The sequence below is a fragment of the Streptomyces sp. NPDC005898 genome, from assembly GCF_040629635.1.
Lineage (GTDB): Bacteria > Actinomycetota > Actinomycetes > Streptomycetales > Streptomycetaceae > Streptomyces.
The window spans coordinates 19,959-35,215 of sequence record NZ_JBEXWC010000014.1 but is presented as its reverse complement, the minus strand read 5'-3'; the positions used below and the strand labels follow the sequence as shown (position 1 = coordinate 35,215).

The following is a 15,257-nucleotide window of genomic DNA, read 5'->3' as shown; positions in this document are numbered from 1 at the left end:
CTCGCTGCGTATGTTTGTAAAGCCGTGTTCAGACGGTGAAGTTTGTGCGAGTCCGATGGCAGTCCCGATGGGCAGGCGAAGTGCTGCCCGGGTGGGGCTGCCCTTTGTCGTGAGTAACCGAGTGAAACGAGGTCGAGCGATCATGGCTGAGGCGGCGGTCGAGAAGGAGCGCTCGGCGTCACGATCGCGGTCCTCTGGCGAGGGCGGCGGAGTGGGCGAGCCGGAGCTGCGGCAGCTGCTCGCGGGACTCACGGCGGTGCGGGACGGGGACTTCGGCACGCGGCTGCCGGACGAGGGCGACGGACTCATCGGGGAGATCGCCACCGTCTTCAACGGCATGGTCGACCAGCTGTCGCTGTTCACCTCCGAGGTGACCCGGGTGGCCCGGGAGGTCGGCACCGAGGGAACCCTGGGCGGGCAGGCCGTCGTACCCGGCGTCTCGGGGACCTGGGCGGACCTGACCGACTCGGTGAACGCCATGGCGGGCAATCTGACCACCCAGGTCCGCGACATCGCCCAGGTGGCGACCGCGGTGGCCAAGGGCGACCTGTCGCAGAAGATCGACGTGGACGCCCGGGGCGAGATCCTGGAGCTGAAGGACACCGTCAACACGATGGTCGACCAGCTCTCCGCCTTCGCCGACGAGGTCACCCGCGTCGCCCGCGAGGTCGGCAGCGAGGGCCGGCTGGGCGGCCAGGCCCAGGTGCCGGGCGTCGGCGGCGTCTGGCGGGACCTGACCGACTCGGTGAACCTGATGGCCGGCAACCTCACCGACCAGGTCCGCAACATCGCCCAGGTCACCACGGCCGTGGCCAAGGGCGACCTGTCGCAGAAGATCACGGTCAACGCCCGCGGCGAGATCCTGGAGCTGAAGGACACCATCAACACGATGGTCGACCAGCTCTCCTCGTTCGCCGACGAGGTCACCCGCATGGCGCGCGACGTGGGCACCGAGGGCATCCTGGGCGGCCAGGCCGACGTCAAGGGCGTCTCGGGCACCTGGCGGGACCTGACCGACTCCGTGAACAGCATGGCCGGCAACCTGACGGACCAGGTTCGCTCGATCGCGCAGGTGGCCACCGCGGTCGCCGGCGGAGACCTGTCGCAGAAGATCAAGGTCAACGCCCGGGGCGAGATCCTGGAGCTGAAGGAGACCATCAACACGATGGTCGACCAGCTCTCCGCCTTCGCCGACGAGGTCACCCGCGTCGCCCGCGAGGTCGGCACCGAGGGCAACCTCGGCGGCCAGGCGACGGTCCGCGGTGTCTCCGGCACCTGGAAGGACCTCACCGACAACGTCAACGTCATGGCGTCGAACCTGACGGGTCAGGTGCGCTCCATCGCCCAGGTCGCCACGGCGGTGGCGCGCGGCGACCTCTCGCAGAAGATCACCGTCGAGGCCAAGGGCGAGGTCGCCGCGCTCGCCGGCGGCATCAACACCATGGTCGACACGCTCTCCGCCTTCGCCGACGAGGTCACGCGCGTGGCGCGCGAGGTCGGCACCGAGGGCCAGCTCGGCGGCCAGGCCCGCGTGCCCAACGTGGCCGGCACGTGGAAGGACCTCACCGACAACGTCAACTCGATGGCGAACAACCTCACCAACCAGGTGCGCAACATCGCCCTGGTCACCACCGCGGTGGCCAACGGCGACCTGTCGAAGAAGATCGACGTCGACGCCCGCGGCGAGATCCTGGAGCTGAAGACCACCATCAACACGATGGTCGACCAGCTCTCGGCGTTCGCCGCCGAGGTGACGCGCGTGGCGCGCGAGGTCGGCAGCGAGGGCAGGCTGGGTGGCCAGGCCGAGGTCGAGGGCGTCTCGGGCACCTGGAAGCGCCTGACCGAGAACGTGAACGAACTGGCCGGCAACCTCACCCGGCAGGTGCGCGCCATCGCCGAGGTGGCGAGCGCGGTCGCCGAGGGCGACCTGACCCGCTCCATCACGGTCGACGCCTCCGGTGAGGTCGCCGAACTGAAGGACAACATCAACACCATGGTCGAGTCGCTGCGCGAGACGACCATGGCCAACCAGGAGCAGGACTGGCTCAAGTCCAACATCGCCCGCATCTCCGGTCTGATGCAGGGCCACCGCGACCTCGCCGTGGTCGCGGAGCTGGTGATGGACGAGCTGGCCCCCCTGGTGGCCGCGCAGTACGGGGCCTTCTACCTCGCCGAGGAGACGGACGGATCCACCGACCTCAGGCTGGTCGGGTCCTACGGCCGCCCGGTCGAGTCCGCCGGCCACCGGCGCTTCGGGCTCGGGGAGTCCCTGGTCGGGCAGGCGGCGCGCAGCAGACGGCCCATCGCCGTCCAGCAGATCCCGGCGGACTACGTCAGCATCTCCTCCGGGCTCGGACAGGCCGTGCCGGGCAGCCTGATGGTGGTGCCGATCCTCGTCGAGGACCAGGTGCTCGGCGTCATCGAGCTGGCGTCGTTCGAGCAGTTCACCCCGGTGCACCGGGACTTCCTGGAACAGCTGATGGAGACGCTGGGGGTGAACGTCAACACCATCGTCGCCAACGCGCGCACCGACGAGCTCCTGGAGGAGTCCCAGCGGCTGACGGCCGAACTCCAGGCCCGCTCCACGGAGTTGCAGGTCCAGCAGGACGAACTGCAGCGCTCCAACGCCGAACTGGAGGAGAAGGCGGCCCTGCTGGCCTCCCAGAACCGCGACATCGAGACGAAGAACCTGGAGATCGAGCAGGCGCGCCAGGAACTGGAGGCGCGGGCGCAGCAGTTGTCCCTCACCTCCAAGTACAAGTCGGAGTTCCTGGCCAACATGAGCCATGAGCTGCGCACCCCGCTGAACAGCCTGCTCATCCTCGCCCAGCTCCTCGCGCAGAACCCCACCCGCAACCTCACCGCGAAGCAGGTCGAGTACGCGGGCATCATCCACTCGGCGGGCTCCGACCTGCTCCAGCTCATCAACGACATCCTCGACCTGTCCAAGGTCGAGGCGGGCAAGATGGACATCACCCCCGAGCGGGTGGCGCTGCGCAAGCTGCTGGACTACGTCGAGGCCACCTTCCGGCCGATGACCACCCAGCGGAACCTCGAATTCACCATCAGCACCGCGCCCGACGTCCCCGCCGAGCTGCGCACCGACGATTCGAGGCTGCGCCAGATCCTGCGCAACCTGCTGTCCAACGCGGTCAAGTTCACCGAGCGGGGCAGCGTCGAGCTCCGCATCGAGATGGCCGGGGACAGCGAGGTGCCGGCGTCCGTCCGGCGCGGCGAGGCGATGCTGGCCTTCCGGGTCAAGGACACCGGCATCGGCATCGCCGAGCACCAGCTCGAAGCGATCTTCGGCGCGTTCCAGCAGGCCGACGGCACCACCAGCCGCAAGTACGGCGGCACCGGTCTCGGCCTGTCCATCAGCCGCGAGATCGCCCACCTCCTCGGCGGCGTGGTCGTCGCCGCCAGCACGCACGGGCAGGGCAGCACGTTCACGCTCTACCTGCCGGTGACCCGCGCCGAGTGGGAGAAGGCCGTGGGCGCCCCCGCGCCCCCCGCGCAGATCGCGCCCGCGCGTCCGCAGGACGACGGGCCGGGCAACCCCCTCGCCGCCCCGGAGCCCCGGCAGCGGCGCCGGCTGCTCGTGGTCGAGGGGCGGGCCCGCGGCCTGCTGTCCCTGGTCGCCGAGAGCGCCGTGGCCGATCTGTCCGGCGGCCGCGACCTCTCCGGGAAGTCGGCGGACGCGGGCATCGAGGTCATCACCGCCGTCGGCGCGGTAGAAGCGGCCGAGAGCCTGGCCGCGGGGGCCTGCCACTGCGTCGTCCTCGAACTCGACATGCCGAAGGACGAGGCGCTGCGGTTCCTCGACGCGATGGACGGCGACACCGCCGTGACCTCGGTGCCCGTCCTCGCGCACAACAGCCGCCGGCTGGATCCGGAGCACGAGCAGCGCCTCCAGTCGCGGTCCCTGACCCGGCCCCTGGAGCTGATCTCCAGCCTCGACGAGCTGCGCGAGCGCATCGCGCTGCACCTGTCCGCCGAGCAGCCCGGCGACGTGGTCCCGCTGGTGCGCGGGGAGGAGGTCGGCGAGCAGCGGCCCCCGCAGGCGGCCGGCGGCGGACTGTCCGGACGGCTCGTGCTGGTCGTGGACGACGACGCCCGCAACCTGTACGCCATCAGCGGCATCCTGGAGATGCACGGCGTCGAGGTCCTGCACGCCGAGAACGGACGCAAGGGCATCGAGACGCTGCGCGCCAACCCGGAGATCGACCTCGTCCTGATGGACGTGATGATGCCCGAGATGGACGGCTACGCGGCGACGGCGGAGATCCGGCAGGACCCGGCCTACGCGACGCTGCCCATCATCGCCGTGACGGCGAAGGCCATGCCGGGCGACCGCGAGAAGAGCCTGGCCTCCGGCGCCAGCGACTACGTCACCAAGCCGGTCGACGCCAACGACCTCGTCGCCTGCATGGGGCGCTGGCTCAGTGAGGAGTCGGCAACACAATGACCACCTCGACACCCCCTGGGGACCCCGCCCGCGAGGACGCGCCGTCCCCGTCGGAGCTCTCCGCCACGCCGGGACACCAGCCGGACGAGCCCGAGACGGAGCGCAGCGGCGTGGGGCGGCTCGCCGCGACGGTGGAGCGCCTGCGCGGCGAGATCCTCGCCGCGCAAGCGGCCGCCGACGGCCGCGCCCTGATCGAACTGGCCAAGGGCGTGCTGGTCGAACGGCTGCGGTGCGGTCCCGCCATGGCCGCGCGGCAACTGGCCTCGCTCGCCGAGGAGGCGGGCGTCTCCCAGCTGGAGCTGGCCGCGGACATCATCAACCAGTCGGCCCAGGACCGCCTCGCCGAGATCGCCAGCGGTTTCGCCAGCCGGGCCAACGGCGAACCGGACGCCGAGCCGGCCGCGACCTCCGTCGGCGTGCGCCTGCGCACGGCGGAGAGCGGCGCGCTGGCCTCGGGGGACACGCAGGCGGCCGCCCAGTCGCTCCTCGCGCACGCCCTGACCCCGCTGGGCGCCTGCGCCGTCGCCGTGTGGAGCGCGGGGACCGACGCGTCCCTGACCTTGGCCGGCCACGCGGGATTCGGAGCGGTCGAGGCCGACCGCTGGCGCTACGTACCGCCGGGCGTGTCCACCCTGGCCCGCCGGGCGCTGACCGAGCGGCAGACCGTGCACGTCACGGACATGGCCGCGCAGGGCCTGCCGTCCGTGGGCCGGGCCCAGCACCCCCACGGCGGCCGCATCGCCCTGCCGGTGGGCACCGGCGGCCGCGTCAGCGGCGTCCTGGAGATCTGCTGGCCGGAGCCGCTGGAACCGCAGACACCGCAGATCCTGCGCCAGATCGAGGCGCTGGCGGAGCTGTGCGCCCACACCCTGGAGAGCCGTCCGGACACGGCGCCCGCGCCCTCCGTGGACACCTGGGTGCCCGCGCCGGAACTCGCCGAGCTGGTCGAGCTGGCCGAGGGCCTGTACGACCCCGCCCTGGTCCTGATCCCGCACCTGACCGCGGACGGACAGCTCACGGACTTCCGGGTCCACCACGTCAACAGCAGCTTCGTCGACCCGGCGGGCCGCCCGCGCAGCGCGGTGCACGGGGCGCTGCTGCTGGAGGCCTACCCCATGGCCGTCAGCGGCAGCGAGCTGTTCGACAGGATCGAGCGGGTCTACGCGACCGGCGAGCCGTTCCGCACCCGCCGGATGACCCTGACCGCGCTGGTCGGGCAGGTCTCTCTCGACGCGGTCGCCGACATCAGCATCAGCCGCCAAGGTGGCTGCGTCCTGCTCATCTGGCGCATTCAGGACGAGGCGGCCCGCCTGGCCCACCTCCTGCAGCACGCCCAGCGCCTGGGCAGGATCGGCGGCTTCGAGGAGAACCTCACCACGGGCGAGGTCACCTGGAACGATCAGCTGTTCGATCTGTACGGCCGGCCGCACGACGCGTCGCCCGTACCCCTGGAGGCGCTGACGTCGTACGCCCATCCCGACGACGCCACCACCATCCGCCGCTTCCTGCGCACGGTGCTCCACCGCCGCCGCCCGTCCTCGGCCGCTTTCCGACTCGGCCGCCCCGACGGCGTCACCCGGCACATGCGGGTGATCGCCGAACCGGTTCTCGACGCCGACGGCAGACTGCTCTCCGTACGCGGCGCCTACCAGGACATCTCCTCCCAGCACTGGACCGAGGTGGCGCTGGCGGCGACCCGCGACCAGCTGGCGCACACCGAGCAGCAGGCCGCCGAGAGCAACCGCCTGACCCTCCAGCTGCAGCACGCGATCATGCCGCCCACCCAGGCCCCGCTGAGCAGCCCGGGGCTGCAGATCGCCGTGCGGTACCGGCCCGCGGAGTCGGAGTCCATGGTCGGCGGCGACTGGTACGACGCGGTGACCCTGCCGTCCAAGCAGATCCTGCTCTGCGTGGGCGACGTGGCCGGGCACGGCATCGAGGCCGCCACCAGCATGGTGGTCCTGCGCAACGCCATGCGGGGCCTCGCCGTCACCGGGGCCGGCCCCGGGCAGCTGCTGTCCTGGCTCAACATCGTGGCCCACCACCTGACCAGCCAGGTCACGGCCACGGCTGTGTGCGGCCTGTACGACCCGGAGCGCCACACCCTGCGCTGGGCGCGCGCCGGGCACCTGCCCCCGGTCCTGCTGCGCGGGCAGGAGGCGGCACCGCTGCCCCCGGCGGGCGGTATCCTTCTGGGCGCCCTGTCCGACGCCTCTTACGAGGAACAGGAACTGAGCCTGGAACCCGGTGACATCCTGCTGATGTACACCGACGGACTGGTGGAGCGCCGTGACGAATCGGTGCAGGACTCCCTGGCCCGTCTGTTGACCACAGCGGGACCCCCCACCGCGAACCTGGAGCAGCAACTCGACAGACTGCTCACGCACAGCGCCTCCGACACCGATGACGACACCTGTCTCATCGGCGTCCGGGTCACCTGAGCGCGACGTACGGGATGGAAGCGGAGGGACGACGTGGACGAGCCGTATGGGGGGAAAGTGAAGGCCGATCAAGCGCCGCCGTCCGGCGAGCGACTGCACATCCGCCCCCTGCCGGACCGCGCCGGCCTAGAGGTGGCGGGCGAGGTCTGCCTGCCCACGCGCCCGGCGTGGGAGCAGGCCCTGGAACGGGCGGCCCGGCGGCAGCGCGGCCCGTACCACTTCGACCTCTCGGCACTGACCTTCATCGACATGGCCGGCGCCACGGCCCTGGCGATGACGGCCCAGGGTCTGCACGGCGGGCAGCGGCTCGTTCTGGAGAGCCCGCCGCCCGCCCTGAGCCGTCTGCTGGAGCTTTTCTGGCCCGATCTGTCTGCAATCGAGGTGGCCACATCATGAGTGCCGTGACCGAGACCGAACCCTTCGTCCACCCAGCGCTGTTCTACCGGGGTGAACGGGAGTACGTGGCCGGCACCGTACCGTTCGTCGAAGAGGGCCTGGACGCCGGTGAGGCGGTGGCGGTGGCGGTCCCCGGGCCGAACCTGGAACTCATCCGCGACGCGCTGGGCCCGCGCGCCGCCCAGGTGCGCCTCCTCGACATGACGCAGGTGGGACGCAACCCCGGCCGGATCATCCCGCGGGTGCTGCGTGCCTTCGCCGACGCCCACCCCACCGGGCGGGTGCGGATCATCGGCGAGCCCATCTGGGCCGGGCGCACCCCGACGGAGTACCCCGCCTGCGTCCAGCACGAGGCGCTGATCAACCTCGCCTTCCAGGGCCGCGCGGCGACCATCCTGTGTCCCTACGACCTGGAGCGGCTGGAAGAAGCGGTCCTGGCCGACGCCTACGCCACGCACCCCACGGTCATCGAGGACGGCCGGCACGGCCCCAGCGCGGCCTACGCCCCCGAAGCGGTGATCTCCCGCTACAACGAGCCGCTGACCGCGCCCGCCGACGTGCCGCAGACGCACTACACGGCGCAGACACTGCCCGACATACGGCACTACGCCACCGGTCGGGCGGCGGAGCTGGGCCTGCCCGCCTCCCGGCTGGACGACTTCGCCCTGGCCGTGGCCGAGCTGACCACCAACAGCGTGGTGCACGGGCCGGGGTCCGGTGCGCTGCGGGTCTGGGCGCAGGACCACTCCGTCGTCTGCGAGGTGCGGGACGAGGGGGTCCTCGCCGACCCGCTCGCGGGCCGCCGCCCGCCGCCCCCGGGCCAGAGCGGGGGCAGGGGACTGCTGCTCGTGCACGTGGTCGCGGACCTCGTCCGCATTCACACCGACCCGCGGGCGGGCACGACCATCCACGCCCACTTCCACTGCTGACCGCCGGCGCCCGGCTGTCGGTCAGCCCTGGACCTGGGCGGGGTCCATCCACATGAACTCCCAGGTGTGGCCGTCCAGGTCGTCGAACGCGCGGCCGTACATCGTGCCGTAGTCCTGGACCTTGCCGGGCGTGGCGCCGGCGGCGACGGCCCTGTCGACGATCTCGTCAACCCGCTCGCGGCTCTCGGCGCTCAGACACAGCAGCGCCTCGCTGGTCTTCGCGGAGTCCGCGATCTCCTTGTCCGTGAACTGCGCGTAGTGCTGCTTGCTCAGCATCATCACGACGATCGTGTCACTGATGACCACGCACGCGCTCTCCTCGCCGGAGAACTGCGGGTTCAGCCGGTAGCCGAGGCCCGTGAAGAACTTCTTCGACGCCTCGACGTCGTCCACGGCGAGGTTCACGAAGATCATCTGCTGGTACATGGGTGTCTCTCCCGGTGAGTCGCGTGTGCCGCGTGCGTCTGCCGTACGCGTGTGTCGTACGGAGGGTTAGACGGCGGACCGGCACCGAACTCATCGCTTGTCGCGCTTTTTCTCGCACAAATTTCTCAACGGGTGAGCGGAAGCGCCGCCAGCTCCGCGACGACCCAGGTCAGCGGGGCGAAGACGGCGGTCAGCGCGCCGGCCCGCAGCGCCGCCGAGCCGCGCAGCACCGTCGCGGGCGCCCCCAGCCGCAACAGCGCCGCCGTGGTGTCCGCGCGGGACTGCCGGGCCTCGACGGCCGCCGTGAGCAGGGTCAGCACGGCACAGCCCGCCACGAGCAGCCCGCCGAGGGCGGTGAGCGGGCCGATGCCGGGGCGCGGACCGGCGTACAGCACGGCACAGGCGTACGTGCCCGACGCCACCGCGCACAGCACGCCGAGCGGCCGTCCGATGCGCCGGGCCTCCTCCTGCAGGACCCGTCCGGCGAGCAGCCGTACGGCGCCCGGCCGTGCCGCCTGGAGGATCCGGCCGCAGAGGTGGGTGAGGCCGGGGCCGGCGAGCGCGAGGCCGAGCGCGGTCAGCGCCCAGCCGGCGAGGACGCCCGCGGGGTCGCCCGTGACGCCGCCGCCCGGCAGCGGCAGGCCCGAGCCGGCGCCGGACCTGCCCGCGTACGTCTCCACGGCGAGGCCCGCCGCGAGCAGCGCGACGCCCCAGGGCAGACCGCTCGGGGTCGGGGCGGGGGCGTCCGGTTCCTGCGCGGCCTCGGCGGTCCGGGCGCCGGAGGCCCCCGCCTTGTCCGATGCGGGGCGCAGCGCGGCCGCGCTCGCGGCGGAGGCGGCGACCGGCACCACGGTGAGCAGGGTCAGCGCGGCGGCGAGCGGCAACGGCCGGTCGGCGGCGAGGAGTTCGGCCGCCGCGCCGTCGAAGGGCAGGCCCGTCAGGTCGCCGCGCAGATGCAGGAAGCCGAGCAGCGCCACCAGGGAGCCCAGTACGCAGGCCAAGGCCGTGGAGATCGCGGCGAGCACCATCAGGCGCCCCGGGCCGAGGCCCACGGCGGAGAGTCCGGCGCGGGGCCGGGTGCTCGGGTCGGCGCGGGCCACGGCGACGGCGAAGTACACGGTCGCGGCGAGCGGCGCGACGCACCAGGCGAGCCGCAGCACGGAACCGGCCCCCGGGTGCCGCATGGCGTACGCCAGGGTGCACAGCAGCAGGAAGCCGGTGCCGGCGGACGCGCCGGCGACGAGCAGCCGCCGCAGCTGGACGAGGGGGTGCGCCCCGCGGGCTAGACGGAGAGCGAGCACGCGGCCCGACCTTCCGCGTCGCGGACACCGGACCCGGGACACGCCCCGCCACGCGGCGCGTCCGGGGACCCCGGGTCCTGGGAGGTGCCTGGGCCATGGGGGGCGTCCGGGGCGCTCGCGGCAGCCGAGGTGTCCGGGGCGTCCGAGGTGCGGCTCTGGGTTTTCGGGGCGCCTGGGGTGCCGGTGGTGCCTGGGGTGCCGGTGGTGCCCGAGGCGTTCGGGGTGCTCGGGGTGCTTGAGGCGCCCGGGGCGGCCGAGGCGTGCAGGGTGTCTGCGGTATCCAAGGCGTCTGAGGTGTCCGAGGCGGCTGGCGTGCTGGGGGTCCCCGAGGCGGTCGGTGCGCTTGGGGTGTCCGGGGTGTCCGGGGTGCCGGGGGTGCCGGGGGTGCCCGGGGCACCCGAGGTGTCGGAGGTGTCGGAGGTGTCCGAGGCCGGGGTGCCCGAGGTGCCCGGCGTACCCGAGGCATCCGGGGTGTCCGGGGTGTCCGAGGCGTCCGAGGTGTCCGAGGCCGGGGTGCCCGAGGTGCCCGGCGTACCCGAGGCATCCAGGGCATCCGGGGTGTCCGAGGCGTCCGAGGCATCCGAGGTGTCCGAGGCCGGGGCGCCCGAGGTGTCGGGGGCGTCCGAGGCGTTCTCGGTGTCCGGGGTGCTGTTCGCGAGGTCCGTGGTGCTCGGGGTCCCCGCGTCCTGGGAGCCGGGGGGAGCGGGCGCGCCGGAGTCGGGGGAGTCCGTGGGGTCGCCGTCGGGGCTCTCCGCCGAGGCCGCCGCCCCGGCGCCCGGCGCCGGGCCCGTCGGGGCGAGGGTGTCGGTGAGGGGCGGCAGCTGGAGCGTGTTGACGAGGCGGCCGTCCAGGAGGGCGACGGTGCGGTCCGCGAGGGCGGCCAGATCCGGGTCGTGCGTGGCGAGCACGACCGTGATGGCGTGCGAGCGGGCCGCGGTCATCAGCGTACGCAGGACGTGCGCACGGTCGGCGCGGTGCAGCGGGGCGGTCGGCTCGTCGGCGAAGATCACGGCCGGTGTGGTGACGAGCGCGCGGGCGACGGCGACGCGCTGGCGCTCGGCCTGGTGGAGGGCGTGCGGCCGCTTGCGGGCGCAGCCGCCGACGTCGAGGCGGTCCAGCCACTCCTGGGCGGCGGGCCTGGCGACGCGGTGCGGGGCGCCGCGCAGCAGCAGCGGCAGGGCGACGTTCTCCCAGGCGGTCAGCTCGGGCACGAGGTGGGGCGCGGGGTCGATCCAGCCGAAGCGCTCCCGGCGCAGCCGCTCCCGCACCAGGGGACCCATGGTGTGCACGGGGGTGCTGTTGAACCAGATCTCGCCCTGCTGGGGCGGCAGCTGGCCCGACAGGCACCGCAGCAGGGTCGTCTTGCCACTGCCGCGCGGGCCGTTCACGGCGAGGATCTCGCCCTCGCGGACACCGAGCGAGACGCCGGTGAGGGCGGGGGAGCCATTGTGTGTGACGTGCAGTGCGCGTGTCCGCAGCACGTCGTTGTCCGGCGGGGCCACCATGGCGTACACCTCGGTTCAGATCAGTTTGCCTCCCCCGTACGGGGGAACGAAGGCGGGGCCGATCGGTCACTGGGCACGCTAGGGATTCGGGCGGACTTGCCCGGAAAAGACGCGGCCCGGGGGCGCCCGTTCTCACTCGAACGGGCGCCCCCGGGCCGGTGCTGATCGGACAATCGCGCCCGATCGGCCGAAGGTCAGAGCTTCGTCCAGGCCTCCGTGAGGACCTGCCGCAGGATGCCCTCGATCTCGTCGAAGGTCTCCTGGGTGGAGATCAGCGGCGGGGCGAGCTGGACGACCGGGTCACCGCGGTCGTCGGCGCGGCAGTACAGGCCGTTGTCGTAGAGCGCCTTGGAGAGGAAGCCGTACAGGACGCGCTCGGTCTCCTCGTCGTTGAAGGTCTCCTTGGTGGCCTTGTCCTTCACCAGCTCGATGCCGTAGAAGAAGCCGTTGCCGCGGACGTCACCGACGATCGGCAGGTCGTGCAGCTTGCGCAGGGTCTGGTAGAACGCGTCCTCGTTGTCGAGGACGTGCTGGTTGAGACCCTCCTTCTCGAAGATGTCGAGGTTGGCGATGCCGACCGCGGCCGAGACCGGGTGGCCGCCGAAGGTGTAGCCGTGCAGGAAGGTGTTGTCACCCTTGTAGAACGGCTCGGCGAGCCGGTCCGAGATGATGCAGGCGCCGATCGGGGAGTAGCCCGAGGTCATGCCCTTGGCGCAGGTGATCATGTCCGGGACGTAGTCGAACTTGTCACAGGCGAACATCGTGCCGAGGCGGCCGAACGAGCAGATGACCTCGTCGGAGACGAGCAGCACGTCGTACTTGTCGCAGATCTCGCGCACCCGCTGGAAGTAGCCGGGCGGCGGCGGGAAGCAGCCGCCGGCGTTCTGCACCGGCTCCAGGAAGACGGCCGCGACCGTCTCGGGGCCCTCGAAGAGGATCTCCTGCTCGATCTGGTCGGCGGCCCAGCGGCCGAAAGCCACCGGGTCGTCGCCGTGGATCGGGGCGCGGTAGATGTTGGTGTTCGGCACCTTGTGCGCGCCCGGCACGAGCGGCTCGAAGGGGGCCTTGAGGGCCGGCAGGCCGGTGATGGACAGGGCGCCCTGCGGGGTGCCGTGGTAGGCGACCGCGCGGGAGATGACCTTGTACTTCGTGTGGTTGCCGGTGAGCTTGTGGTACTGCTTGGCCAGCTTCCACGCGGTCTCGACGGCCTCGCCGCCACCGGTGGTGAAGAAGACCTTGTTGAGGTCGCCCGGCGCGTAGTTCGCGAGGCGCTCGGCCAGCTCGACGGCCTTGGGGTGGGCGTAGCTCCACACCGGGAAGAAGGCCAGCTCCTGCGCCTGCTTGTAGGCGGTCTCCGCCAGCTCGTGACGGCCGTGGCCGGCGTTGACGACGAAGAGTCCGGACAGGCCGTCCAGGTACTTCTTGCCCTTGTCGTCGTAGATGTAGGTGCCCTCGCCACGCACGATGGTGGGCACGGGTGCGTTCTCGTAGTCCGACATGCGGGTGAAGTGCATCCACAGGTGGTCGTACGCGGTCTGGCTGAGGTCCTTGCTCACGGCTATCGGGTTCCCCACATATAGGTCTGCTTCTTGAGCTTGAGGTAGACGAAGCTCTCGGTGGAGCGCACGCCGGGGAGGGCGCGGATGCGCTTGTTGATGACCTCCAGGAGGTGGTCGTCGTCCTCGCAGACGATTTCCACCAGGAGGTCGTACGAGCCCGCGGTCATCACCACGTACTCGGCTTCCGGCATGGCCGTCAGCGCGTCCGCCACCGGATCGAGGTCGCCCTCGACGGTGATGCCGACCATCGCCTGCCTGCGGAAGCCCACGGTGAGCGGGTCCGTGACGGCGACGATCTGCATCACGCCCTGGTCGAGCAGCTTCTGGACCCGCTGGCGCACGGCCGCCTCGGACAGGCCCACGGCCTTGCCGATGGCGGCGTACGGACGGCGTCCGTCCTCCTGGAGCTGCTCGATGATCGCCAGGGAGACGGCGTCCACCGGAGGGGTGCCGTTCCCATTGCCGCTGCCGCCCGGATTTCCGGTGCGGGAGCCGCGGGGGCTGTTGGGGTCTGCGCTGCGACTGGCCACGACTTCACTGTGCACGACGTCTCGTCACTTCCGCAAGACCAAACCGATGAAATTCGTTGTCTGAGACTTCAATCCTCACGGATTCCGCAGTTGTGGGGCGCCGGGTATGTTGAAAGCGTCGGTACAGCGACTACTGTGGGTGTCTCATCCACTGGACATCTGACTGGAGGGCCGGAAGTGAGCACCGAGCTGCGCCGTCTGCGCAACTACATCAACGGAGAATTCCGGGACGCGGCCGACGGGCGGACCACCGAGGTGATCAATCCGGCGACCGGCGAGGCGTACGCCACCGCGCCGCTGTCGGGTCAGGCCGACGTCGACGCCGCCATGAAGGCCGCTGCCGACGCGTTCCCCGCCTGGCGCGACCAGACGCCCGCGGAGCGGCAGAAGGCCCTGCTGAAGATCGCCGACGCGTTCGAGGAGCGGGCCGAGGAACTGATCGCCGCCGAGGTCGAGAACACGGGCAAGCCGATCGGACTCACGCGGTCCGAGGAGATCCCGCCGATGGTCGACCAGATCCGCTTCTTCGCGGGCGCGGCCCGGATGCTGGAGGGGCGCGCCGCCGGCGAGTACATGGAGGGCCTGACCTCCATCATCCGCCGCGAGCCGATCGGCGTCTGCGCGCAGGTCGCGCCGTGGAACTACCCCATGATGATGGGCGTATGGAAGTTCGCCCCGGCCCTCGCGGCCGGTAACACGGTCGTGCTGAAGCCGTCGGACACCACCCCCGCCTCGACCGTCCTCATGGCCGAGATCATCGGCTCCATCGTGCCGCCCGGCGTCTTCAACGTCGTCACGGGCGACCGCGACACCGGCCGCGCCATGGTCGAGCACCCCACCCCCGCGATGGCCTCCATCACCGGCTCCGTGCGCGCCGGCATGCAGGTCGCCGAGTCCGCCGCCAAGGACCTCAAGCGGGTCCACCTGGAGCTGGGCGGCAAGGCGCCCGTCGTCGTGTTCGAGGACACCGACATCGCCAAGGCCGTCGAGGACATCTCGGTCGCCGGCTTCTTCAACGCGGGCCAGGACTGTACGGCCGCCACGCGCGTGCTCGTCCACGAGTCCATCCACGACGAGTTCGTGACGGCGCTCGCCAAGGCCGCCGCCGACACGAAGACCGGGCAGCCGGACGACGAGGACGTGCTCTACGGCCCGCTCAACAACGCCAACCAGCTCAAGCAGGTCGCCGGCTTCATCGAGCGGCTGCCCGCGCACGCCAAGGTGGAGGCGGGCGGCCAGCGGGTCGGCGACAAGGGCTACTTCTACGCCCCGACCGTCGTCTCCGGCCTCAAGCAGGACGACGAGATCATCCAGAACGAGGTCTTCGGCCCCGTCATCACCGTGCAGTCCTTCACCGACGAGGCGCAGGCCGTCGAGTACGCCAACGGCGTCGACTACGCGCTGGCGTCCTCCGTGTGGACCAAGGACCACGCGCGCGCCATGCGGATGTCCAAGGTGCTGGACTTCGGGTGCGTCTGGATCAACACGCACATTCCTCTCGTGGCCGAGATGCCTCACGGCGGCTTCAAGAAGTCGGGGTACGGCAAGGACCTTTCGGCATATGGGTTCGATGACTACACGCGCGTCAAGCACGTGATGACGTCCCTCGGTTAGTCGGCACCCGCGGGTGGGTGGGGGCTGGTCGCGCCCACGCGGCGGAGCCGCACATGTCACAGCCCCGCGCCCCCTCGGGGGCGCGTCCGTC

General features: G+C 71.6%; 9 protein-coding genes and 1 pseudogene. 5 read left to right on the top strand and 5 right to left on the bottom strand.

Going from position 1 to position 15,257, the window contains the following annotated elements:
- Window positions 1-142 precede the first annotated feature (142 nt).
- Genes ABZ385_RS19800 through ABZ385_RS19785 form a run of 4 tightly spaced genes read left to right on the top strand, consistent with a single transcriptional unit; the run spans window position 143 to window position 8,231 of the window.
- On the top strand, window positions 143-4,465 hold the full coding sequence (locus ABZ385_RS19800) for a HAMP domain-containing protein (RefSeq protein ID WP_358579131.1): 4,323 nt from the start codon (window positions 143-145) through the stop codon (window positions 4,463-4,465).
- Window positions 4,462-6,906: a SpoIIE family protein phosphatase gene (locus ABZ385_RS19795; protein ID WP_358579133.1), complete on the top strand. Its 2,445-nt coding sequence runs from the start codon at window positions 4,462-4,464 to the stop codon at window positions 6,904-6,906. The genes ABZ385_RS19800 and ABZ385_RS19795 overlap by 4 nt, the downstream gene beginning before the upstream one ends.
- 33 nt (window positions 6,907-6,939) lie before the next feature.
- Window positions 6,940-7,302: an STAS domain-containing protein gene (locus ABZ385_RS19790; protein ID WP_358579135.1), complete on the top strand. Its 363-nt coding sequence runs from the start codon at window positions 6,940-6,942 to the stop codon at window positions 7,300-7,302.
- A complete protein-coding gene (locus ABZ385_RS19785) occupies window positions 7,299-8,231 on the top strand; it encodes an anti-sigma factor RsbA family regulatory protein (RefSeq protein ID WP_358579138.1) in 933 nt (310 codons plus the stop codon). The genes ABZ385_RS19790 and ABZ385_RS19785 overlap by 4 nt, the downstream gene beginning before the upstream one ends.
- Window positions 8,232-8,252: 21 nt before the next feature.
- Here the strand turns inward: ABZ385_RS19785 and ABZ385_RS19780 are convergent, their stop codons facing one another.
- From ABZ385_RS19780 to ABZ385_RS19760, 5 genes and pseudogenes are all read right to left on the bottom strand, one after another.
- The gene (locus ABZ385_RS19780) at window positions 8,253-8,657 is read right to left on the bottom strand and encodes a VOC family protein (protein ID WP_358579141.1); all 405 of its coding nucleotides are present in this window, start codon (window positions 8,655-8,657) and stop codon (window positions 8,253-8,255) included.
- 125 nt (window positions 8,658-8,782) lie between these two features.
- Window positions 8,783-9,958 carry a hypothetical protein gene (locus ABZ385_RS19775; RefSeq protein WP_358912428.1) on the bottom strand — a complete coding sequence of 392 codons (1,176 nt, stop codon included), beginning with the start codon at window positions 9,956-9,958 and terminating at the stop codon, window positions 8,783-8,785.
- 800 nt (window positions 9,959-10,758) lie between these two features.
- Window positions 10,759-11,463, bottom strand: a pseudogene (locus ABZ385_RS19770) (ATP-binding cassette domain-containing protein); the annotation flags it as partial.
- A gap of 194 nt (window positions 11,464-11,657) precedes the next feature.
- Window positions 11,658-13,037, bottom strand: coding sequence for an aspartate aminotransferase family protein (locus ABZ385_RS19765; protein WP_358579146.1), 1,380 nt, complete (start codon window positions 13,035-13,037; stop codon window positions 11,658-11,660).
- Window positions 13,022-13,567, bottom strand: coding sequence for an Lrp/AsnC family transcriptional regulator (locus ABZ385_RS19760; RefSeq protein ID WP_358579149.1), 546 nt, complete (start codon window positions 13,565-13,567; stop codon window positions 13,022-13,024). Before ABZ385_RS19760 ends, ABZ385_RS19765 begins: the two co-directional genes overlap by 16 nt.
- A 162-nt stretch (window positions 13,568-13,729) precedes the next feature.
- Here ABZ385_RS19760 and ABZ385_RS19755 point away from each other — a divergent pair, with 162 nt between their 5' ends.
- Window positions 13,730-15,166 (top strand): gamma-aminobutyraldehyde dehydrogenase, encoded by a 1,437-nt coding sequence (locus ABZ385_RS19755; RefSeq protein WP_358579152.1) that lies wholly within the window; start codon window positions 13,730-13,732, stop codon window positions 15,164-15,166.
- Window positions 15,167-15,257: the final 91 nt, after the last annotated feature.